This window comes from Citrobacter amalonaticus, from assembly GCF_001559075.2.
Taxonomy (GTDB): domain Bacteria; phylum Pseudomonadota; class Gammaproteobacteria; order Enterobacterales; family Enterobacteriaceae; genus Citrobacter_A; species Citrobacter_A amalonaticus_F.
The window spans coordinates 993,728-1,017,688 of the sequence record NZ_CP014015.2; the positions used below are offsets into that span (position 1 = coordinate 993,728).

Genomic DNA, 23,961 nt, shown 5'->3' on the forward strand with positions numbered 1-23,961 from the left:
TGCGCTTCTGGCGTAATTCTTGCCTGATTTAACGGTTGTTCAGGAACCGAATAGTTAAATCAAGGGGACGTTTATGGATGCGCGGGAAGCAACCGCTACCGGAGAGTCATGTATGCGCGTGGATGCCATCGCTAAAGTGACCGGGCGGGCTCGATATACTGATGATTATATGATGGCGGGCATGTGTTATGCCCGATACGTTCGCAGTCCGATTGCCCACGGTTACGCCACCAGCATCAACTGTGACGAGGCGAAAAGCCTGCCCGGGGTACTGGCCGTGTTTACCTGGGAAGATGTACCGGATATTCCCTTCGCCACAGCAGGACACGCCTGGACGCTGGATGAGAACAAACGCGACACCGCCGACCGTTTTCTGTTGACTCGCCACGTACGCCATCATGGCGATGCGGTCGCGATTGTCGTGGCAAGAGATGAGTTAACCGCAGAAAAAGCGGCCATGTTGGTGAATGTGGAATGGGAAAAACTCCCGGTAATTACCACTCCAGAAGCGGCCCTGATGCAGGACGCCGTCTCCATTCACCCAGGCGGTAATCTGCTCAATCGCAGTGAAATGTCCACGGGGAATGTCCAGCAGGCCATTGATGCCGCGGATTATCAACTCCAGGGACATTACCAGACGCCGGTGATTCAACATTGCCATATGGAAAGCGTCACCTCATTTGCCTGGATGGAAGATGACTCGCGAATCTCCATCGTCTCCAGCACGCAGATCCCACACATTGTACGACGGATCGTGGGCCAGGCGCTGGACATTCCGTGGTCATGCGTGCGGGTTATCAAACCGTACGTCGGCGGCGGATTTGGAAACAAGCAGGATGTGCTGGAAGAACCAATGGCCGCTTTCCTGACGCGCAAACTGGGCGGTATACCGGTGAAAGTCTCTCTCAGCCGTGAAGAGTGTTTTCTCGCGTCCCGTACCCGTCATGCGTTCACGATGGATGGACAGATGGGGCTCAATCGCGACGGCACGTTGAAAGGCTATCGTCTGGATGTTCTGTCAAATACTGGCGCTTACGCCTCACACGGGCACTCGATCGCCTCGGCGGGCGGCAACAAAGTGGCTTATCTCTATCCCCGTAGCGCATACGCTTACCGTTCCACCACTTGCTATACCAATCTTCCTTCGGCTGGCGCGATGCGCGGCTACGGCGCGCCGCAGGTGATCTTTGCTGTGGAATCGATGCTGGATGACGCCGCGACGGCGCTGGGTCTCGACCCGGTCGAGGTTCGACTGCGTAATGCGGCCTGCGAAGGCGACACGAACCCGATTACCGGCAAACGCATCTACAGCGCGGGGCTCCCGGAATGTCTGCAAAAAGGCCGCGCGCTGTTTGAGTGGGACGCCCGTCGCGCTGAATGTCTGCACCAGCAGGGCAACATCCGCCGGGGCGTCGGCGTCGCCTGTTTTAGCTATACCTCCAACACCTGGCCGGTCGGCGTGGAAATCGCTGGCGCCCGCCTGCTGATGAATCAGGATGGAACCATCAACGTTCAGAGCGGAGCGACGGAAATCGGTCAGGGGGCAGATACGGTCTTCTCGCAGATGGTAGCGGAAACCCTCGGCGTACCGGTCAGCGATGTGCACGTCATTTCAACCCAGGATACCGATATTACCCCGTTCGACCCTGGCGCATTTGCCTCTCGCCAGAGCTATGTCGCCGCGCCAGCGCTACGTAAGGCAGCAATACAACTGCGCGATAAGATCCTCCATCACGCTGCCGACATGCTGCATCAGTCCGTCATGAGTCTGACGTTGACGGCAGGACACATCGTCCTTACCGATCGACCAGACTCTCCGTTGCTGTCATTAAAAGAGCTGGCGATGGATGCGTTTTACCATCCGGAACGCGGCGGCCAACTGTCAGCGGAATGCTCGGTGAAAACCACCACTAACCCACCGGCGTTTGGCTGCACGTTTGTCGATCTGAGCGTCGATATCGCACTGTGCAAGGTCACGATCAATCGTATCCTCAATGTCCACGATTCAGGCCATATTCTGAACCCACAACTGGCGGAAGGTCAGGTGCACGGCGGGATGGGAATGGGCATTGGCTGGTCACTGTTTGAAGAGATGATCATCGATGCGGAAAGTGGTCTGGTGCGTAACCCGAATCTCCTTGATTACAAAATGCCGACCATGCCTGACCTGCCGCAACTGGAGAGCGCATTCGTTGAAACGCAGGAGCCGCAATCGGCGTATGGGCATAAATCCCTCGGCGAGCCGCCCATTATTCCTGTTGCTGCAGCCATTCGTAACGCGGTGAAAATGGCCACAGGCGTTGCGATTAATACGCTGCCACTGACGCCAAAACGGTTGTATGCGGAGTTCCACCAGGCTGGCTTGATTTGAGGATATGACCATGTTTGACTTTGCTTCTTATCATCGCGCTTCAGACATTGCCGAGGCGATCAGCCTGCTGGCGCGCTATCCGCAGGCGAAACTGCTCGCAGGCGGAACCGACGTATTGATCCAGCTCCATCATCATAATGCGCGTTACCGTCATATCGTTGATATTCATGATCTGCCCGAATTGCGAGGCATTACCCTGACGAAGGAAGAGGGGCTGCGTATCGGTTCCGCCACCACCTTTAGCGAGATTATCGAGCATCCCGTCGCGCAACGACATCTGCCAGCCCTGTGTGCGGCAGCCACCTCCATCGCCGGACCGCAAATCCGTAATGTCGCCACCTACGGCGGGAATATCTGCAATGGCGCAACCAGCGCAGACTCGGCGACGCCAACGCTGATTTATGACGCCACGCTTGAGATCACCTCGCCAAAGGGGGTGCGTTTTACCAGCATTAACGGTTTTCACACCGGCCCCGGAAAAGTCGCTCTTGAGCAAGATGAAATCCTTGTTGCCTTTCATTTCCCACCGCAGCCCAGGGCGCATACCGGCAGCGCGCATTTTAAATATGCCATGCGCGATGCGATGGATATCTCGACCATTGGTTGTGCAGCACGATGCCAGCTGGATAACGGCAGAGTCAAAGAACTTCGCCTGGCGTTCGGCGTTGCGGCTCCCACACCCGTCCGCTGTCAGCATGCGGAGAATGCGGCGCAAAATGCGCCATTGACCCACCAGACGCTGGACGCGATCGCCGAATCCGTTCTGCAGGATGTCGCCCCGCGCTCTTCCTGGCGAGCAAGTAAGGAATTTCGTCTGCATCTCATCCAGACGATGACCCGGAAAGTGGTTACTGAGGCCGTTGTCGCGGCGGGAGGAAAGCTGCAATGAATGACACTAACCGAATCACGCTGGAATGCGTCATTAATGATCACCCTTTTCAGCTCAGCATCATGCCAGGGATGCCGCTCTCTGAACTCCTGCGCGAACAAGGGTTGTTGAGCGTCAAACAGGGATGCTGTGTCGGTGAATGCGGGGCCTGTACGGTGCTGGTTGATGGCACGGCCATCGACAGTTGCCTGTACCTTGCCGCGTGGGCAGCAGGAAAACAGATCCGCACCCTGGAAGGTGAATCGGCTGGCAGTCAGCTCTCGCGTGTTCAGATGGCGTATGCGACATCCGGCGCCGTGCAGTGTGGCTTCTGCACGCCGGGTCTGATTATGGCGACCACCGCATTGCTGGCAAAGCCGCGGGAAAAACCATTAACCATTCTGGAGATCCGTCGCGGCCTGGCGGGAAATCTGTGCCGTTGCACCGGTTATCAGATGATTGTCGATACCGTCCAGCGCTGCACAGAGCCTGAATAATTAACGCCTCATCCTTCAGGTTGCCTTCGGGTTGACGACGTTCACGCGTGTGTCGCCCCGATGCAACCTGAACGCGCCTGCATGAATAGTTACGCGTTCAACAGCTCATACTTTTTGATCTTGCGATAAAGCGTCGCAATGCCGATGCCTAACTCATCCGCCACCTGTTTTTTGTTGGAGTGGCGGGATAGCGCTTCGCGAATCATCTGCTTTTCCATCTCTTCCAGCGCGGTTCCGCCGGTGTCCTCAGACAGCAACTGCGCCGCATGAGCGACCGCGCCAATGGATTCTGGCGCTTTACCGTTGTTGATCAGATTTGGCGGTAAAAGCGTGCTGTCGATCACCTCGCCAGAAGGAACCACATTGACCAGGTATTCCATCAGGTTACTTAATTCACGCAGATTTCCCGGCCATTGATGGTGTCTGAGCAGGGTCACCACATCCGGTGCAATTCCCGGATAGACCAGCCCTAAACGGCGAGTATGCAGATGCAGGAAATAGTGCACCAGTAGTTCAATATCGTCCTGTCGTTCACGTAGCGGTGGCAGGGTCAGTGGGATGACGTTCAGTCGATAGAACAGATCTTCGCGGAATTTGCCTTCGGCGATAAACTGCCCAAGGTTCTGATTGGTGGCGGAAATAATGCGGATATCGACCTGAACCGGACTGCTCGCACCAAGCGGCAACACCTCTCTCGCCTCAATTGCCCTGAGTAGTTTAGCCTGTAGCATCAGGGGCATATCGCCAATTTCATCGAGAAATAGCGTTCCACTGTTTGCCGCCTGAATCAGGCCCGTTTTCCCATTGGCGGAAGCGCCGGTAAATGCGCCTTTGACATAGCCAAACAGTTCACTTTCCAGCAACGGTTCCGGTATCGCCGCGCAGTTGATGGCGATAAACGGTTTATTGCGTCGTTCACTCAGTTTATGAATGGCGCGCGCGACCACCTCTTTTCCGGTACCGCTTTCCCCCACAATCATGACGCTGGACGGGCTGGGGGCAATACGACCGATCAGCCGCTTAAGCTGGCGCATAACCCGGCATTCACCCACCAGTTGTTCAATATGCGGTTCATCGGTGGCAATCGATACAGAGGAACTGGTATGCGACTGGTGGAAGGCCATCAGGAATAATTGCCGTCCCTGCACATGATGCAACTGACCAATGATCAGTTCACTTTTATCATCCCAGGAGACGATATGCTGCATATGTCCGTGAGTGAAATTACTTTCAAACGTTAATGGCCGAAACCTGACCGACTTTCCCACCATATTATTCTGCGCCGCGCCAAGAATTTTTAACGCGGTTTGATTCGCGAACTGTACACGGTTATCTTCATCAATGACCAATACACCTTGATCCATATTCTCGATCATTGTCGAAAATATTTTACTGATGTTGTCGCTGCCACTCTGGTCTTCAAGAAGTTTTGAAACAAAAATGGTAGATATATGGCGAACATAATCTGAAAACTCACGCAGGTTGTCATTGATATGTTCCTGCTGTTCATGCGTTACGGCGATCAAACTGATCACGCCTACACAGCGGTCCTGCAGAATGACCGGTGTTCCCAGAAAAGCCTTCTCGCGACAATTATCTTTGCTATCACAGCCTTCGCACAACGGGTCAAAGCGGGAATGCGTCACGACTTTTTCTTTTTTACTTTCCAGTACATAGCGCAACAGTCTGGAGTTACCGCTCAACGGGCGTCCGAGGTATTTCCCGTAAGCGCCGGTTCCCGCAACGCGGCAGAGGTTATCATCGACGATCTCAACTTCGAGTTGCAAAACGCTGGCAAGCATTCTGGCGAAACGCTGAATTGTAGGTTGAATCTGCATCAAAACGGACTGCGTTGTTGCAAGCACCATAGTCTTACCTTCCGGAATCACTTAAATGATTGATCATTGAAGACATTGATGGTTCGTAGAATATAAGGATACTAACTCAGACAAAATTTGCTTTGATAAAAACACAGGCTCTTTATCATTTTATAATGAAAATATGCAAGAGAAATCACATTTCTATATCAATATGAGAATCAGCGGGGTGAGTTTATCAAACTGACGGTATTTACTCTTCTTCCGGGTATTATTCTGTCAGTCGGTTCATTGACAAATTGCGCTATTTATTAAGCCAAACGTTTTCGTATATTCATGGCGAATTACAGATAGCCTTATTCTGTGATCCGTACCACATATTGCCTGATGAATTCCCATTTATCCGCCGCCGGATTCATTTTGGCACGCTTATTGTTAGTCCCTGGTATATCGGTGATGCCGCTTGTCATTACCGCGAATAAGCCACCTTGCCGTCATTCCACTACCAGGACCTTACAATGAAAACTGTTAATGAGCTGATAAAGGATATCAATTCGCTGACCTCACACCTTCACGAGAAGGATTTTTTGCTAACGTGGGAACAGACGCCGGATGAACTGAAACAAGTCCTGGACGTCGCTGCTGCGCTGAAGATGCTGCGTGCCGAAAACATCGCGACCAAAGTCTTCAATAGTGGATTAGGGATTTCCGTTTTCCGCGATAACTCCACCCGTACCCGCTTCTCTTATGCGTCCGCCCTTAATCTGCTCGGCCTGGCTCAGCAGGATCTGGACGAAGGAAAATCACAAATCGCGCACGGTGAAACCGTCCGCGAAACGGCCAATATGATCTCCTTCTGCGCCGACGCCATTGGTATTCGCGACGACATGTATCTTGGTGCGGGCAACGCCTATATGCGTGAAGTCGGTGCCGCGCTGGATGACGGCTACAAACAGGGCGTGCTGCCACAGCGTCCGGCGTTAGTTAACCTGCAATGCGATATCGACCACCCGACGCAGGCGATGGCGGATCTGGCCTGGCTGCGTGAACACTTCGGTTCGCTGGAAAACCTTAAGGGTAAAAAAATCGCCATGACCTGGGCCTACTCACCCAGTTACGGCAAACCCCTCTCCGTGCCGCAAGGTATTATCGGTCTGATGACCCGCTTCGGTATGGACGTCACCCTGGCACATCCGGAAGGATATGACCTTATTCCGGACGTGATTGAAGTGGCGAAAAACAACGCGAACGCGTCCGGCGGCAGCTTCCGCCAGGTCACCAGTATGGAAGAAGCCTTCAAAGATGCCGACATCGTCTATCCGAAATCATGGGCACCTTACAAAGTGATGGAAGAGCGTACCGAACTTCTGCGCGCCAATGACCACGCAGCCCTGAAAGAGCTGGAAAGACAGTGCCTTGAGCAGAACGCAAAGCATAAAAACTGGCACTGCACTGAAGAAATGATGCAACTCACCCGCGACGGCGAAGCGCTGTATATGCACTGCCTACCTGCGGATATCAGCGGTGTCTCCTGCAAAGAAGGGGAAGTCACCGACGCCGTATTCGAAAAATACCGCATCGCGACGTACAAAGAAGCCAGCTGGAAGCCCTACATCATCGCCGCGATGATCCTCTCCCGCAAATATCCGAAGCCTGGCGTGCTGCTGGAGCAGTTGTTGAAAGAAGCGCAACCGCGCGTGAAATAACCCCCCAGAGCCGACCTGCCGGTCGGCTCTCCTTTCCGGAGGCCAAAAGGATAGGATATGTCCGTTTTCTCATTGAAGATCGATATTGCCGACAATCGCTTTTATAACGGTGAAACGTCGCCCCTTTTTTCGCAAAAACAGGCCAAAGCCGCTCGTCAGTTTCATCAAAAGATCGCTGGCTACCACCCAACGCCGCTCTGTGCGCTGGATGACCTTGCCTGCCTGTTCGGCGTGAAGAAAATTCTCGTCAAAGATGAATCAAAACGCTTTGGACTGAACGCGTTCAAGATGCTCGGCGGAGCCTGGGCCATCGCCTGCCTGCTGTGCGAGAAATATCATCTTGATATTGAGACGCTCTCTTTCGAGCAACTCAAAAACGCCATCGGCGAAAAAATGACGTTTGCCACCACCACCGACGGTAACCACGGTCGCGGTATTGCCTGGGCGGCACAACAGCTCGGACAACATGCGGTGATTTACATGCCGAAAGGCTCGGCGCAAGAGCGCGTGGACGCCATTCTCAACCTCGGCGCGGAGTGCATCGTCACCGACATGAACTATGACGATACCGTCCGTCTGACCATGCAGCACGCCCAACAAAACGGCTGGGAAGTGGTGCAGGACACCGCCTGGGAAGGTTACACCAAAATCCCCACCTGGATTATGCAGGGCTACGCCACGCTGGCCGATGAGGCCGTTGAGCAAATGCGTGCCCTGGGCGTCACGCCGACCCACGTGCTGTTACAGGCTGGCGTGGGTGCCATGGCGGGCGGCGTGCTGGGCTACCTGGTCGACGTCTATGGCCCGCAAAACCTGCACAGCATTATCGTCGAACCCGACAAAGCGGACTGCATTTATCGTTCCGGCGTGAAAGGCGACATCGTCAACGTCGGGGGCGATATGGCGACCATCATGGCCGGTCTGGCCTGTGGTGAACCTAACCCGCTCGGCTGGGAAATTCTGCGCAACTGCGCCACCCAATTTATCTCCTGCCAGGACAGCGTCGCCGCGCTGGGCATGCGCGTGCTGGGTAATCCTTTTGGCAGCGACCCACGCGTGATCTCCGGAGAGTCCGGCGCCGTAGGGTTGGGCGTTCTGGCTGCCGTCCATTATCACCCGCAGCGCCAGGCCCTAATGGACAAACTGGCGTTAGATAAAGATGCCGTTGTGCTGGTCATCAGTACTGAAGGCGATACCGATGTGAAGCACTACCGTGAAGTGGTCTGGGAAGGCAAACATCCGGTCGCACTGTAATCCCCCCTATTGGAAAACGCTCCCCAGGAGATTCGGGAGCGAACACTGGAGAAAAGTCATGGCTAAGCACATTCCTTTTAAACTGATTCTTGAAAAAGCAAACGACTACAAAGAAGACATGACGCGTTTCCTGCGCGACATGGTCGCCATTCCCAGCGAAAGCTGCGATGAAAAACGTGTTATCCATCGCATCAAACAAGAAATGGAGAAAGTGGGTTTCGATAAAGTCGAGATCGACCCGATGGGCAATATTCTGGGGTACATCGGCCATGGTCCGCGCCTGGTCGCAATGGACGCGCATATCGACACGGTCGGTATCGGCAACATCAACAACTGGAATTTCGATCCCTATGAAGGGATGGAGACCGACGAACTGATCGGCGGACGCGGCACGTCTGACCAGGAAGGCGGCATGGCGTCCATGGTTTACGCCGGGAAGATCATAAAAGATCTCGGCCTGGAAGATGAGTACACGCTGCTGGTCACCGGTACGGTACAGGAAGAGGACTGCGATGGTCTGTGCTGGCAGTACATCATCGAGCAATCCGGTATCCGTCCGGAATTTGTCGTCAGCACCGAGCCGACCGATTGCCAGGTTTATCGTGGACAGCGCGGACGCATGGAAATACGCATTGATGTGCAGGGAGTTAGCTGCCACGGTTCCGCCCCGGAACGCGGTGATAACGCCATCTTCAAAATGGGCCCAATCCTCAACGAGTTGCAGGAATTGTCACAACATCTGGCCTGGGATGATTTCCTCGGTAAAGGGACCTTAACCGTTTCCGAAATCTTCTTCACCTCACCCAGCCGCTGCGCCGTGGCGGACAGTTGCGCTGTCTCTATCGACCGTCGTCTGACCTGGGGTGAAACCTGGGAAGGCGCGCTGGAAGAGATCCGCGCCCTACCAGCAGTGAAAAAAGCCAATGCGGTGGTCTCGATGTACAACTATGACCGCCCCTCCTGGACCGGGCTGGTTTACCCGACCGAATGCTACTTCCCAACCTGGAAAGTGGAAGAAGATCACTTCACCGTCAAAGCGCTGGTCAATGCCTATGAAGGCCTGTTCGGCAAAGCACCGGTGGTCGACAAGTGGACGTTCTCCACCAACGGTGTATCGATTATGGGACGTCACGGTATTCCGGTGATCGGTTTTGGTCCGGGTAAAGAACCCGAAGCCCACGCGCCAAACGAAAAAACCTGGAAATCACATCTGGTGACCTGCGCCGCGATGTACGCTGCCATTCCACTGTCCTGGCTGGCAACGAAATAACGATCCACCTGTCTCCCCCGGTTTACCGGGGGATTTCTGGAGTGTGCTATGCGTGTATTGATTAAAAATGGCATTGTCGTTAACGCCGACGGACAGGCAAAACAGGACCTGCTGATTGAGAGCGGCATTGTTCGTCAACTGAACGCGGAGATTACGCCGCCCCCCTCGTGCGAAGTGATTGACGCTGCGGGATGCTACGTTTTTCCCGGCGGCGTTGATGTACATACGCATTTCAATATCGACACCGGACTCGCCCGTAGCTGTGATGATTTTTTTACCGGTACCCGCGCCGCTGCGTGTGGCGGTACAACAACCATTATCGACCATATGGGATTTGGTCCGACGGGCTGTCGCTTGCGCCATCAACTGGAGGTCTACCAAGGGTACGCCGCGCATAAAGCAGCGATCGACTACAGCTTCCACGGCGTTATTCAGCACGTCAATCATGCCATCCTCGATGAGATCCCGATGATGGTGGAAGAAGGCATCAGCAGCTTTAAGCTCTATCTGACCTACCAGTACAAACTCAACGATGATGAAACCTTGCAGGTGCTGCGTCGTTTGCACAAGTCCGGCGCGCTGACCACCGTCCACCCGGAAAACGACGCCGCTATCGCCAGTAAACGGGCCGAATTCATTGCCGCTGGCTTAACGTCGCCACGCTATCACGCCCTGAGCAGACCGCTGGAATGTGAAGCCGAAGCCATCGCCCGGATGATTAACCTTGCGCAGATCGCGGGGAACGCGCCGTTGTACATCGTCCACTTATCCAACGGTCTGGGGCTGGACTATTTACGCCTGGCGAAAGCGAATCACCAGCCCGTGTGGATAGAGACCTGTCCACAATATCTGCTGCTGGATGAACGTCGTTATGACGGGGAAGACGGCCTGAACTTCATTCTCAGCCCGCCGTTACGCAATGTACGTGAGCAGGACAAGCTCTGGTGCGGTATCAGTGACGGCGCCATTGACGTCGTGGCGACTGACCACTGCACCTTCTCAATGGCGCAGCGCCAGCAGATCTCAGGCGGCGATTTCAGCCGCTGCCCGAATGGTTTGCCCGGCGTCGAAAACCGCCTGCAACTGCTCTTTTCCGAAGGCGTGATGAGCGGGCGAATTACCCCTGAGCGCTTTGTTGCGTTAACCAGTGCGATGCCTGCCAGGCTGTTCGGTTTGTGGCCTCAGAAGGGGCTACTGGCACCAGGCTCTGATGGCGATGTGGTGATTATCGATCCTCGCCAGAGCCAGACGATCCATCATGCCCACCTGCACGATAACGCCGATTATTCGCCCTGGGAGGGGTTCCGCTGTCAGGGTGCGATTGTCAGAACGCTGTCGCGTGGCGAAACGATCTTCTGCGATGGCGTCTTTACAGGGAAAGCAGGCCGGGGCCGCTTCTTACGACGTAAGCCGTTTACCCCACCCGGCGCTTGTGAAACAGACAACTGTGTATGATAAGTGAGGAAAAATGAGGAAGAAAATTGTTCTCGCACTGGGTGGTAACGCGCTGGGTGAGGATCTGGCCGGACAGATGCAAGCCGTCAAAATCACCGCGCAGGCCATTGTGGATCTCATTGCGCAGGGTCATGAGGTTATCGTGACTCACGGTAATGGGCCGCAGGTGGGTATGATTAACCAGGCATTCGAAGCCGCGGCAAAAACAGAGGCGCACTCGCCAATGCTGCCGATGTCCGTTTGCGTGGCATTGAGCCAGGGCTATATCGGTTACGATCTGCAAAACGCACTACGCGAAGAATTGCTCTCACGCGGGATGCACAAACCGGTCGCCACGCTGGTGACGCAGGTAGAAGTCGATGCCCACGATCCTGCGTTCCTGAATCCCACTAAACCCATCGGTTCATTCTTCACGCAGCAGGAAGCGGAACAGCTGGAGAAACAAGGTTATACACTCAAAGAAGATGCCGGTCGCGGTTATCGTCGTGTCGTGGCTTCGCCTAAGCCGGTGGACATCATTGAGAAAGAGACCGTCAACGCGCTGGTTGAGGCCGGACAGGTGGTCATTACCGTGGGCGGAGGGGGAATTCCCGTGATTCGCGAAGGCAACCATCTGCGTGGCGCCAGTGCGGTGATCGACAAGGACTGGGCCAGCGCTCGCCTGGCAGAGATGATCGATGCGGATATGCTTATTATCCTGACGGCGGTCGAAAAAGTGGCCATTAACTTCGGTAAAGAAAATGAGCAATGGCTGGATCGCCTGTCGTTGAGTGATGCGGAACGCTTTATCAGCGAGGGGCATTTCGCCAAAGGTTCTATGTTGCCGAAAGTTGAGGCCGCAGCGTCGTTCGCTCGCTCCCGTCCCGGTCGGGAAGCCCTGATTACGGTGCTCAGTAAAGCGAAAGAAGGGATTGAAGGAAAAACAGGAACCGTGATCTGCCAGTAATCTTATGCGTTCGCCGGGGGGGCTTCGCTTACCCGGCCTGGCTCCTCCCTGGCCGGGTAAACATGGCGCCATCTGGCCATTCACATTACGCCACTTCAAGCACCTCATTCGTTGACTTCACCCCCTGATGCATCAGCATCATGAGCGCTTCCAGCACACCGCCGCCTATCGCTCTCGCCTTATCGGAGACGCTGGTAAAATCGGCCGTCTCGCCGCGTGGGTCGATATCACCGATCTTAAATCCTCCCACCACCGCCAGACCGTCACTTAACAGGCCGCGCACCATACCCGATAGCGGCGCTTTGATTTCGTGCTCCCCAATCCAGGCAATGACGTCCCCCTCTTCCACCAGATCGCCTAGTTTCACCCTGGCGCGCATGATGCCTGCGGCGGGCGCACGGATCACACGCCGTGCGGTATGCCCCATGATGTTGCCGGGTATCCCGGTATTTTCTTGTGCACAACCGGCGTAAATCACCTGTCCCAGCCAGTGTCCACGATTCGTTTCAATCACCGCATGACAGTCTTCACCCGCAGTAAACCCAGGCCCCAACGCAATGGTCACGGGAGCCATCTCTTTTCGCGTACCCAGATTTTGTTTCGCCAGAATCGCATCCACTACGCAGACGGGTTTTAGCGCATCGATCAACGAACCTGCGGGATCGACCAGAATCGGGATAAAACCGCGTTCGGCTAACGCCGCCGCTTCTGCCGACGAGGTGGCCAGCCGTGCCGTCACGCCTTCCACGATCATTTCACCATCAAAGACGGCCTGCGCAAAGGCGACACTACGGCGAATGACGGTCGGTTTTTCCACTTCCAGCATGATCACTTTGAAACCGGCATGGAACAATCGCAGCGCTACGCCGCTGGCAATATCCCCTGCACCGCGAATCACCACGCGCTGATGGCCGGACGGATGCGCGGCGCGCATCATCAGTCCGCCAGGCGCATTATTTTTGACCTGTAAGATCTCCGCCAGCACGCTGACCGCAATTTCCTGCGGCGTTTCGGCGCCAATGTTGTAACCCACAGGCGCATGCAGGCGGGCAATGAGCTCTTCACCGACACCCTTTTCCCGCAACTGACGCATGAATAACTGCACTTTGCGGCGGCTTGCCAGCAAACCCAACCACGCGACGGGTTGCTCGATCAATTTGTCCAGCGCTTCCCGATCCTGATTATTCGTTGCGATAAGCACAAAGTTGTCCGGACGGATCTCCAGCGCATCCACTGCCGCGGTAAAAGAATCGGCATGTAACAACTGTACCGATGGAGGGAAAGCCTCCGGATTAACACTCTCGCGATAAACATCCGCCACGGCAATATCAAACCCTAACAGCGCCGCCCCCTGGGCAATCGCCCGGTTCACATGCCCGCCGCCGATTAACACCAGTCGCGGGCGCAGGCCGTGTACGCTAATAAAGACCGACATTGCGCCGCCGCAGTCCGAGCCGACGGCATCAGCGCCGTTGCGGGCCATCCGGCCATGAAACATACGCGGCTTTCTCTCCTGTAACGCCAGCAGCGCCTCGGCGATCACCTTGCGCTCCACCATGCCACCGCCGATAGTCCCGACGATAGACCCATCCTGATGTACCAGCATCTGTGCCGAATGGCGGGGCGTGGAACCCCGGCTATCGACAATCTGTGCCAGCGCAAATGGGCGGTTTTGCTCTTCAAGTTTTGCAGCCTCTGTGAAAATATTCATACGAACCTCAATGGATATCCTTTCAGTCACCCGGTGTTCCCGGCGTCGCTATCTCACAAATCTGCGCGCGATTGCAGGCGTTTCCAGTGCATTCCCCAGCCAGATAGCCTGCACATCACCGTCTGATAACGGCTGGATGAGCTCGCGTTCATCAATGGCATTCTCAGATTGAGAAAAACGATTGAGAAACCAGACGCGTCGACTGGCTGGCGGGGCATTTTTGAAAGCCCCCTGTGGGTGCTGAACCAGGCGGATAAGCGCCTTCAGCGATAAGGGGGATCCCTCCGTCAGGCCTGTTATCCCGGCGAACTGCGGCCAGCGATGTACCTGCTCTGCCCCCACACTTTTCCCCAGAAGGTGTCCACCCATAACGGCAATCACGCAGCAACTGCTTTCAGGTATGCAAGGTTCGTGCTCATCTGGCGCTTTAAGCGGCATTCCACGGGCGCCATCTGCCTCGACGAGAACCACGTCACATTCCGAACGCCTGGCCAGAGCATCGATGGCGTCGGGTGAGAAACCACGCGCTTTTCCCAATGGCGCTTTCCACGACCGAAAGCAGGTTATGATGGGTTGCATTAACACCTGATACGGCAGCCCGGCGGGCTCCCGACAGAAAAGGGTCGGCCAGGCCTGGTCAGGCAGAAACATATGCGTCGTCGTGGTGATAAATACCCGTCGACCTGATAATTGAAAGAGATGAGCAAGCCAGAAAAGAGTACTGGTTTTCCCACCAGCACCGACAATTGAAATAACCGTTGGCCGTTTCTGTGCACCTAAATCAAAGAATAAAGAAGCATGCCCCGATATACTCATAAGCCTCTCTGAAGTGACACAACGTCTAATAGACATTATGGAATCGCCATGCCTATCGTCGACTGTATAATTACTGCAGCTGGGTTATCATCCAGAATGGGAAAATGGAAAATGATGTTACCCTGGCACGAAGGAACAATTCTTGATGCAAGTATCAAAAACGCGCTGCAATTTTGTAACAGGGTAATATTAGTTTCTGGTTACCGCGCAACTGAGATACATAATCGCTATGCGAATCAGCCCAATATCATTATTACGTACAATCCGGATTATGCTCAGGGCTTATTTACGTCAATTAAGGTCGGCGCTGTCGCCGTGTACAGCGAGCACTGCTTCATCACGCACGGTGACATGCCTGAACTGAACAGCGATATTTTTCGTAAAATCTGGGTTTTACGCAACGATAACGCACTTATCCCTTGCTATCAGGGCCAGCCTGGTCATCCTATATTACTTTCCAAAAAATGCCTGTTGCAGGCCATCTCACAACCGGATGTCAGCAGTATGCGTCAGACATTGCTGCGCGGAAAACATAATATCATTGAAATAAACGATGCCCGAATCACTCTGGATATTGATACTCCAGAGGATTTTATCAATGCGCAACGTCGACACAGATAAATAGTAAATACGGAGTTAAACGATTGCGTTCAAATATTTCCCTCCTCATTTTTCACTTATCATAATGATAAGCGACCGCCATTTTTGAGAAAATAGAATGCGATGATGAAATACCTTATCGCAATACCTCTCCCGGCTGATTTTCATTCTCATTTAGCGTTTGTGAGATATTTCACAAAGCGGACTTAAGATTAGAAGCGCCTCACAAAATTATATTTTTATGGCTCCGCTTTGTCAGAGTGGTGCGAATGTTGCTCTATTTCTCCAAACCGCCGGCTTTGTCAGTCCCGGTCAACCAATGACAACTATGAACACGCGCGCCTTCCGGCTGTCTTGCCACAACCGAAAGTAAGCCGAGTAAAGCTAAGGAGAGGGGTATGGGGGATATAATGCGTCCGATTCCGTTTGAGGAACTTTTGACGCGCCTATTTGATGAATATCAGCAGCAGCGCTCGATCTTTGGTATTCCTGAGCAGCAGTTCTATTCACCGGATAAAGGCAAATCGATAAGCGTATTCGGTGAAACCTGTGCCACCCCCGTCGGCCCCGCCGCCGGCCCGCACACTCAGCTTGCACAAAATATCATCACCTCCTGGCTAACTGGCGGTCGGTTTATTGAACTCAAAACGGTCCAGATTCTCGATCGGCTGGAGCTGGAAAAACCCTGTATTGATGCGGAAGATGAGTGCTTCAATACCGAATGGTCGACTGAATTTACGCTGCTGAAAGCGTGGGATGAGTATCTTAAAGCCTGGTTCGCCCTGCATTTACTGGAGCAACTGCTGCAGCCTTCGGGAGCCGATACCGGTAAGTCGTTCATTTTTAATATGAGCGTCGGCTATAACCTTGACGGCATCAAGCAACCGCCTATGCAGCAGTTCATCGACAACATGATGGACGCGTCGGCGCATCCTAAGTTCGCACAGTATCGTGACACGCTACAGCAGTGGCTACACGATGAGACATTCCTGGCGCGCCACGGGTTGAACGAACATCGGGAACGTCTACAGGCGTTGCCGGCGCGCATTCCCGCAAAACTGGTGCAGGGCGTCACGCTGTCCACCATGCACGGCTGCCCGCCGCACGAAATCGAAGCCATCTGCCGCTACATGCTGGAAGAAAAAGGACTGAATACCTTTGTGAAGCTGAATCCGACACTGCTGGGCTATCCTCGGGTGCGTGAAATTCTGGACAACTGCGGCTTCGGTTATGTCGGCTTAAAAGAAGAGTCATTTGAGCACGATCTTAAGCTCACCCAGGCGCTGGAAATGTTGCAGCGCCTGATGGCGCTGGCAAAAGAAAAGTCGCTGGGTTTTGGCGTCAAACTCACCAATACCCTTGGCACCGTTAATAACAAAGGTGCGCTTCCCGGCGAAGAGATGTATATGTCCGGCCGGGCGCTGTTCCCGCTCTCAATCAACGTGGCGGCCGTGCTTTCCCGGGCGTTCGACGGCCAATTGCCCATCTCCTATTCCGGCGGCGCCAGCCAGTTAACCATCCGCGATATCTTTGACACCGGCATTCGTCCGATCACCATGGCGACTGACCTGTTAAAACCAGGCGGTTACCTGCGACTCAGCGCCTGTATGCGTGAACTGGAGTCCTCGGATGCGTGGGGAATGGAGCATGTCGATGTCGAACGTCTGAATCGACTGGCGGAAGAGGCCGTCACGATGGCCTACACCCAGAAACACTGGAAACCTGAAGAGCGCATTGAAGTGGCCGACGGCTTGCCGCTGACCGACTGCTACGTCGCTCCTTGTATTACGGCCTGCGCCATCAAACAGGACATTCCGGAGTATATTCGCCTGCTGGGCGAGCAGCGTTATGCCGACGCGCTGGAGCTGATTTATCAGCGAAACGCCCTCCCCGCAATCACCGGTCATATCTGCGATCATCAGTGCCAGTACAACTGTACCCGTCTGGACTATGACAGCGCCCTGAACATCCGTGAACTGAAAAAAGTGGCGCTGGAAAAAGGGTGGGATGAATACAAACAGCGCTGGCACAAACCCGCAGGCTCGGGCTCACGTCATCCGGTTGCGATCATCGGCGCGGGTCCTGCCGGGCTTGCTGCCGGTTACTTCCTTGCCCGGGCAGGACACCCGGTGACGCTATTTGAACGCGAAGCCAACGCGGGCGGCGTAGTGAAAAATATCATTCCCCAGTTCCGTATTCCGGCAGAGCTCATCCAGCACGATATCGATTTTGTCGCCGATCATGGCGTGAAGTTCGAATATAGCTGTGCGCCAGATCTGACCGTACAAGGCCTGAAAGATCAGGGGTTCCACTATGTTCTGATCGCAACCGGTACGGATAAAAACAGCGGCGTGAAGCTCGATGGCGACAACCCCAACATCTGGAAATCGCTTCCCTTCCTGCGTGAATACAACCAGGGAACTGCATTGACGCTCGGTAAGCATGTGGCGATCGTCGGCGCGGGTAACACGGCGATGGACTGTGCCCGTGCGGCATTGCGCGTACCGGGTGTGGAAAAAGTCACCGTGGTCTACCGTCGTTCGCTGCAGGAGATGCCCGCCTGGCGTGAAGAGTATGAAGAGGCCCTGCACGATGGGGTTGAGTTCCGTTTCCTCAGCAATCCAGAACGCTTTGATGCGGATGGCACACTCACCCTGCGCATCATGACGCTCGGGGAGCCGGATGAGAAAGGGCGTCGCCGTCCGGTGGAAACCGACGAAACGCTGACTCTGCACATCGATAGTCTGATTACCGCCATTGGTGAACAGCAGGATACCGAAGCGCTGAATGCAATGGGTGTTCCGCTGGACAGCAAAGGCTGGCCAGAGGTGAACAACAATGGCGAAACCCGCCTCACTGACGTGTTCATGATTGGCGACGTCCAGCGTGGTCCGTCATCCATTGTTGCCGCCATCGGCTCTGCGCGTCGGGCCACAGATACCATCCTCTGGCGGGAAAATATCCGCTCCCACCATGGCGATAAGCGCTGGAATAACGTCAGCCCCGCTGAAATCTATCAGCGTAAAGGCGAGATCGCGGTCGCGAGGGTCGATAAAGACGACCGTGACGCCTTTGTCGCCCAGGAAGCGGCCCGCTGCCTTGAATGCAACTATGTCTGCAGCAAATGCGTGGATGTCTGTCCGAACCGCGCCAATGTGTCAATTCCCGTGCCGGGATTCCAGAACCGCTTCCAGACGCTGCACCTGGACGCTTACTGCAACGAATGCGGTAACTGCGCTCAATTCTGTCCGTGGCAGGGCAAGCCGTATAAAGACAAAGTCACGCTCTTTAGCCTGCCGCAGGATTTCGACAACAGCAGCAACCCGGGTTTCCTGGTGGAAGACGATCGGGTCAGAGTCCGGCTGAATGACCAAAGCTGGGTGTTAAACATCAGCCATGATGGGCAGTTCGCCAGCATCCCGCCGGAACTGGATGATATGTGCCGCGTCATCAGCTATGTCCACCAGCATCACCATTACCTGTTAGGCCGCGTGGAGGTGTAATCATGTTGATTCTGAAAAATGTCACCGCTGTACAACTTCATCCGGCCAGCGTGCGTGAAGGGGTGGATATTGCGATCGACAAAGACGTTATTGTTGAGGTGGGTGACGCCCTGACGCAGCGCTACCCACAAGCGCAATGGAAAGAGATGCATGGACGAATCGTGATGCCGGGGCTGGTCTGCGCGCATAACCACTTTTACTCCGGTTTATCGCGCGGGATCCAGGCCAATATCGCCCCCAGTCCGGACTTTATCTCAACGTTGAAAAACCTGTGGTGGCGCCTGGACCGAGCTCTGGACGAAGAGTCGCTCTACTACAGCGGACTGATTTGCTCACTGGAGGCGATTAAGAGCGGATGTTCTACGGTTATCGATCACCATGCTTCACCTGGCTACATACAGGGTTCGCTCTCTACACTGCGTTCAGCCTTTTTAAAAGTCGGCCTGCGGGCAATGACCTGCTTTGAAACCACCGACCGTAACGAGGGAATCAAAGAGCTACAGGCAGGCGTCGAAGAGAATATCCGCTTCGCCCGTCAGATAGACCATGCACGGGAGAGCGGTAGCGAGCCATATCTGGTGGAAGCGCACATTGGCGCGCATGCCCCCTTTACCGTGCCCGACGCCGGTCTGGAGATGCTACGCGAGGCCATCAACGCTACCGGGCGTGGGCTGCATATCCATGCGGCGGAAGACAGCTACGATGTCTCCCACAGTCATCATCTGTACGGTAAAGACCTGCTGGTCAGGTTGGCGGAATATGGGCTCATCGACCGTAAAACGCTGGTCGCACACGGCCTGTACTTGTCTGCGGAAGATATCGCGCTGCTGAATCAGCAAGATGCCTTCCTGGTACACAATGCCCGCTCCAACATGAATAACCATGTGGGCTATAACCACCACCTTACCCATATTCGCAATCTGGCGCTGGGGACGGACGGCATCGGCTCCGACATGCTTGAAGAGATGAAATTTGCCTTCTTCAAACATCGCGACGCGGGCGGTCCTCTGTGGCCTGACAGCTTTGCGAAAGCACTGGCGAACGGCAACGAACTGTTGCACCGCAACTTCGGAGAAAATTTTGGCCAACTGCAAGCCGGTTATAAAGCCGATTTAACCCTCCTCGACTATTCGTCGCCGACGCCGCTGATCGCTGAAAACGTTGCCGGGCATATCGCTTTCGGTCTCGGTTCAGGCAGCGTGCACAGCGTGATGGTGAATGGCGTGATGGTGTATGAAGACCGTCAGTTCACTTTCGATACCGATTCCATTTATGCGCAGGCCCGAAAAGCCGCCGCCAACATGTGGCGGCGAATGGATGCGCTGGCATAGCCCGTACCCTCTCCTGAACGGGAGAGGGAGTGATGAGGAATGATGATGATTGAACAATTTTTCAGGCCCGACTCCGTTGACCAGGCGCTGGAACTCAAGCGCCGCTATCAGGAGGACGCCGTCTGGTTTGCCGGGGGCAGCAAACTCAACGCGACGCCAACGCGTACCCACAAACAGATTGCCATTTCACTGCAGGATCTGGAGCTGGAGTGGATCGACTGGGACAATGGCGCATTGCGTATTGGGGCGATGACTCGCCTGCAACCGTTGCACGACGCCCGCTATCTTCCGGCGGCACTGCGGGAGGCGATCGGCTTTATCTACTCCCGCCATCTACGCAACCAGTCTACCCTCGGCGGCGAGATTGCCGCACAACAGCAAGAGTCCGTGTTACTCCCCGTCCTGCTGGCGCTGGACGCTCAGTTGGTGTTTGGTGATGGCGAAACCCTGTCACTGGAAAGCTATCTCGCCGATCCACGCGATCGCCTGCTCACCGAAATTATCATTAAAGATCCCTTCCGCCCTTGCGCCACCCGCAAAGTGAGCCGTTCACAGGCCGGATTAACCGTCGTGACGGCAGCGGTCGCGTTAACAGAACACGGTGGCATTTGCATCGCGCTGGACGGCGTGGCGGACAAAGCACTGCGCCTGCATGATGTGGAAACACAAACGCGCGAAGGGACGGAACTGGAACAGGCGGTCGCAAACGCCATATTCCCACAGGATGATATTCGGGGCAGCGCGGCCTATAAGCGCTATATCACCGGCGTGGTCGTAGCCGATCTGTATGCCGACTGTCTGATGGCCGGGGAGGACGTTGTATGATGATTCACTTCACATTGAACGGCATGGTCCGTGAAATGAAGATTAACCCGGGCGAAAACGTACAGAAGCTGCTGTTTAACCTGGGCATGCACTCCGTGCGCAACAGTGACGACGGATTCGGTTTCGCCGGTTCGGACGCGATTCTCTACAACGGTCGCATCGTCAATGCCTCATTACTGATTGCCGCGCAGTTGGATCACGCGGAAATCCGCACCAGCGAATCACTCGGTAAATGGAATGCGTTGAGCCTGGTACAACAGGCGATGGTGGATGTCGGTGTTGTGCAGTCCGGTTATAACGATCCGGCTGCCGCATTGATCATCACCGATCTGCTGGAACGTATCGCGATTCCTGACCGTGAAGAGATTGACGATGCGTTGTCCGGTCTGTTCAGTCGTGATGCCGGCTGGCAGCAATATTATCAGGTGATCGAACTAGCGGTGGCGCGCAAAAACGATCCGCAAGCCCGTATGACTGTCGCTCCCACGTTCCGCGACGATCTCGCGGTGATTGGTAAACCCTGGCCAAAAACCGATGCCGCCAAAATGGTCCAGGCCAAACCCTGCTATGTGGAAGACCGTATCACCCCTGACGCCTGCGTCATTAAAATGCTGCGCAGTCCGCACGCCCATGCGTTGATAACTCATCTTGACGTCAGCAAAGCCGAAGCGTTGCCCGGCGTGGTTCACGTGATCACCCACCGCAACTGTCCCGACATCTACTATACGCCCGGCGGACAAAGTGCGCCGGAACCCTCCCCGCTCGACCGTCGCATGTTCGGTAAGAAACTGCGTCACGTCGGCGATCGTGTTGCCGCCGTGGTTGCAGAGAGCGAAGAGATTGCGCTGGCCGCGCTCGAACTCATCGATGTGAAATATGATGTGCTTAAGCCGGTATTGTCGATTGACGAAGCCATGGCGGACGATGCGCCAGTCGTACACGATGAACCGGTGGTGTACGTCGCTGGCGCGCCGGAGACGCTGGAAGAAGACAACCGCCATGCCGCTCAACGTGGCGAACACATGATCATCAACTTCCCGATTGGTTCACGCCCGCGAAAAAATATCGCCGCCAGCATTCATGGTCATATCGGCGATATGGAGAAAGGGTTTGCCGAAGCGGATGTGATCATCGAGCGTACTTATCACTCCACACAGGCGCAGCAGTGCCCGGCAGAGCCTCATATCTGCTTTACCCGCATGGACGGCGATCGCCTGATCATTCACGCCTCAACGCAGGTACCGTGGCACCTTCGCCGCCAGGTTGCCCGTCTCGTTGGCATGAAGCAGCATAAGGTCCACGTCATTAAGGAGCGCGTCGGCGGCGGCTTTGGTTCTAAACAGGACATCCTGCTGGAAGAAGTCTGCGCATGGGCGACCTGCGTGACCGGACGCCCGGTCTATTTCCGCTATACCCGTGAAGAGGAGTTTATTGCCAATACCTCCCGTCACGTGGCAAAAGTCACGGTCAAACTAGGCGCGAAGAAAGATGGTCGCCTGACGGCGGTCAAAATGGACTTCCGCGCCAATACTGGCCCTTATGGCAACCATTCGTTAACCGTGCCGAGCAACGGCCCGGCGCTCTCGTTACCGCTATACCCTTGCGACAATGTCGATTTCCAGGTCACCACGTACTACAGCAATATCTGCCCGACAGGAGCCTATCAGGGCTATGGCGCACCGAAAGGCACCTTTGCGATGACAATGGCGTTAGCCGAGCTTGCCGAACAGCTGCAAATTGACCAACTGGAGATCATCGAACGCAATCGGGTTCACGAAGGACAGGAACTGAAAATACTCGGCGCGATCGGTGAAGGGAAAGCGCCAACCTCCGTTCCCTCCGCGGCCAGTTGCGCACTGGAAGAGATCCTGCGTCAGGGGCGGAAGATGATCGACTGGTCCTCGCCCAAACCACAGGACGGTGACTGGCGTACCGGTCGCGGGGTCGCCATTATTATGCAGAAGTCAGGGATCCCGGACATCGATCAGGCGAACTGCATGATCAAACTGGAGTCCGATGGCACCTTCATCGTCCACTCCGGCGGCGCAGATATCGGCACTGGGCTGGATACGGTTGTCACTAAACTGACGGCGGAAGTACTGCACTGTGCACCAGAAGAGGTGCATGTCATCTCTGGCGATACTGACCATGCGCTCTTCGACAAAGGCGCTTACGCCTCATCCGGCACCTGCTTCTCGGGGAACGCGGCGCGTAAGGCAGCAGAAAACCTACGTGAAAAAATCCTCTTTCACGGTGCGCAGATGCTGGGCGAACCCGTTGCTGACGTTCAACTGGCGTCACCTGGCGTTGTACGCGGCAAGCAGGGCGAAGTGAGTTACGCTGAGATCGCGCACAAAGCGGAGACGGGAACCGGTTTTGGCACGCTGGTCGCCACGGCCAGTTACATCACCGCAGACTTCGCATTCCCGTATGGGGCGAACTTCGCCGAGGTCGCGGTGAACACCCGAACCGGTGAAATCCGTCTCGACAAGTTCTACGCGCTGCTGGACTGCGGCACACCGGTCAACCCGGAACTCGCACTGGGGCAAATTTACGGTGCGTCGATGCGGGCCATCGGCCATAGCCTGAGCGAAGAGATCCTCTATGATGCCGAAGGCCATCCGCTGACCCGCGATCTGCGCAGTTACGGTGCGCCCAAAATTGGCGACATCCCTCGGGATTTTCGTGCCGTGCTGGTGCCGAGCGACGATAAGGTTGGCCCCTTTGGCGCTAAATCGATCTCTGAAATTGGCGTTAACGGCGCGGCGCCTGCCATTGCCACCGCGATTCATGATGCCTGTGGCGTATGGTTACGCGAGTGGCATTTCACACCGGAGAAAATACTGACCGCGCTGGAAAAAATGTAACGACGTGGGCCGCTCAGGCGGCCCGCTCTCATGACTCAATAATGATTAAATGCCGTCTGCGGAAATGAGATAAGCCGTTCTCAGGGCAACCTGCGCCTCAAATTCGCAGAATTTAATTCTGCTG

16 protein-coding genes are annotated in these 23,961 nt (G+C 55.1%); 13 read left to right on the top strand and 3 right to left on the bottom strand.

The genetic code is table 11. From position 1 onward, the window contains the following. Positions 1-73: 73 nt before the first annotated feature. The 3 genes from xdhA to xdhC are packed head-to-tail and all read left to right on the top strand — an operon-like array spanning position 74 to position 3,736. A complete protein-coding gene (gene xdhA / locus AL479_RS04790) occupies positions 74-2,371 on the top strand; it encodes a xanthine dehydrogenase molybdenum-binding subunit XdhA (protein WP_061075255.1) in 2,298 nt (765 codons plus the stop codon). Positions 2,372-2,381: 10 nt separating this feature from the next. Then, positions 2,382-3,260, top strand: a complete 879-nt coding sequence (gene xdhB / locus AL479_RS04795; protein ID WP_061075256.1) for a xanthine dehydrogenase FAD-binding subunit XdhB — start codon at positions 2,382-2,384, stop codon at positions 3,258-3,260. Continuing rightward, positions 3,257-3,736 (top strand): xanthine dehydrogenase iron sulfur-binding subunit XdhC, encoded by a 480-nt coding sequence (gene xdhC / locus AL479_RS04800; RefSeq protein WP_042999389.1) that lies wholly within the window; start codon positions 3,257-3,259, stop codon positions 3,734-3,736. Before xdhB ends, xdhC begins: the two co-directional genes overlap by 4 nt. Before the next feature lie 89 nt (positions 3,737-3,825). Here xdhC and AL479_RS04805 read toward each other — a convergent pair whose 3' ends face one another. Beyond that, positions 3,826-5,604 carry a sigma-54 interaction domain-containing protein gene (locus tag AL479_RS04805; protein ID WP_061075257.1) on the bottom strand — a complete coding sequence of 593 codons (1,779 nt, stop codon included), beginning with the start codon at positions 5,602-5,604 and terminating at the stop codon, positions 3,826-3,828. Positions 5,605-6,071: 467 nt separating this feature from the next. Here AL479_RS04805 and ygeW point away from each other — a divergent pair, with 467 nt between their 5' ends. Genes ygeW through arcC form a run of 5 tightly spaced genes read left to right on the top strand, consistent with a single transcriptional unit; the run spans position 6,072 to position 12,184 of the window. Next, positions 6,072-7,259: a knotted carbamoyltransferase YgeW gene (ygeW, locus tag AL479_RS04810; protein WP_042999387.1), complete on the top strand. Its 1,188-nt coding sequence runs from the start codon at positions 6,072-6,074 to the stop codon at positions 7,257-7,259. 57 nt (positions 7,260-7,316) lie between these two features. Further along, positions 7,317-8,513 carry a diaminopropionate ammonia-lyase gene (gene dpaL / locus AL479_RS04815; RefSeq protein WP_061075258.1) on the top strand — a complete coding sequence of 399 codons (1,197 nt, stop codon included), beginning with the start codon at positions 7,317-7,319 and terminating at the stop codon, positions 8,511-8,513. A 58-nt stretch (positions 8,514-8,571) separates the two neighbouring features. After that, positions 8,572-9,783, top strand: a complete 1,212-nt coding sequence (locus AL479_RS04820) for a YgeY family selenium metabolism-linked hydrolase (protein WP_046483268.1) — start codon at positions 8,572-8,574, stop codon at positions 9,781-9,783. A gap of 48 nt (positions 9,784-9,831) precedes the next feature. Then, positions 9,832-11,238 carry a dihydropyrimidinase gene (gene hydA, locus AL479_RS04825; RefSeq protein ID WP_061075259.1) on the top strand — a complete coding sequence of 469 codons (1,407 nt, stop codon included), beginning with the start codon at positions 9,832-9,834 and terminating at the stop codon, positions 11,236-11,238. A gap of 13 nt (positions 11,239-11,251) precedes the next feature. Continuing rightward, entirely contained in the window at positions 11,252-12,184 is a 933-nt protein-coding gene (arcC, locus tag AL479_RS04830; RefSeq protein ID WP_046483274.1) for a carbamate kinase, read from the top strand. Between the two features lie 85 nt (positions 12,185-12,269). Here the strand turns inward: arcC and yqeB are convergent, their stop codons facing one another. Beyond that, entirely contained in the window at positions 12,270-13,895 is a 1,626-nt protein-coding gene (yqeB, locus tag AL479_RS04835; protein WP_061075260.1) for a selenium-dependent molybdenum cofactor biosynthesis protein YqeB, read from the bottom strand. 48 nt (positions 13,896-13,943) lie between these two features. Then, the gene (yqeC, locus tag AL479_RS04840) at positions 13,944-14,711 is read right to left on the bottom strand and encodes a selenium cofactor biosynthesis protein YqeC (protein WP_046483280.1); all 768 of its coding nucleotides are present in this window, start codon (positions 14,709-14,711) and stop codon (positions 13,944-13,946) included. A 48-nt stretch (positions 14,712-14,759) separates the two neighbouring features. Between yqeC and mocA the strand changes: the two genes are divergently transcribed. The 5 genes from mocA to AL479_RS04865 all read left to right on the top strand — a co-directional run bounded on the left by mocA (position 14,760) and on the right by AL479_RS04865 (position 23,837). Then, complete coding sequence (gene mocA / locus AL479_RS04845) at positions 14,760-15,332, top strand: molybdenum cofactor cytidylyltransferase (protein WP_061075261.1); 573 nt, start codon at positions 14,760-14,762, stop codon at positions 15,330-15,332. Between the two features lie 377 nt (positions 15,333-15,709). Further along, positions 15,710-18,814: a putative selenate reductase subunit YgfK gene (gene ygfK, locus AL479_RS04850; protein ID WP_061075262.1), complete on the top strand. Its 3,105-nt coding sequence runs from the start codon at positions 15,710-15,712 to the stop codon at positions 18,812-18,814. A 2-nt stretch (positions 18,815-18,816) separates the two neighbouring features. Then, positions 18,817-20,145 carry a putative aminohydrolase SsnA gene (gene ssnA, locus AL479_RS04855; protein ID WP_061075263.1) on the top strand — a complete coding sequence of 443 codons (1,329 nt, stop codon included), beginning with the start codon at positions 18,817-18,819 and terminating at the stop codon, positions 20,143-20,145. A 45-nt stretch (positions 20,146-20,190) separates the two neighbouring features. Beyond that, positions 20,191-20,970, top strand: coding sequence for a molybdopterin-dependent oxidoreductase FAD-binding subunit (gene ygfM, locus AL479_RS04860; RefSeq protein ID WP_061075264.1), 780 nt, complete (start codon positions 20,191-20,193; stop codon positions 20,968-20,970). Beyond that, a complete protein-coding gene (locus AL479_RS04865; protein WP_061075265.1) occupies positions 20,967-23,837 on the top strand; it encodes a molybdopterin-dependent oxidoreductase Mo/Fe-S-binding subunit in 2,871 nt (956 codons plus the stop codon). The genes ygfM and AL479_RS04865 overlap by 4 nt, the downstream gene beginning before the upstream one ends. Positions 23,838-23,961: the final 124 nt, after the last annotated feature.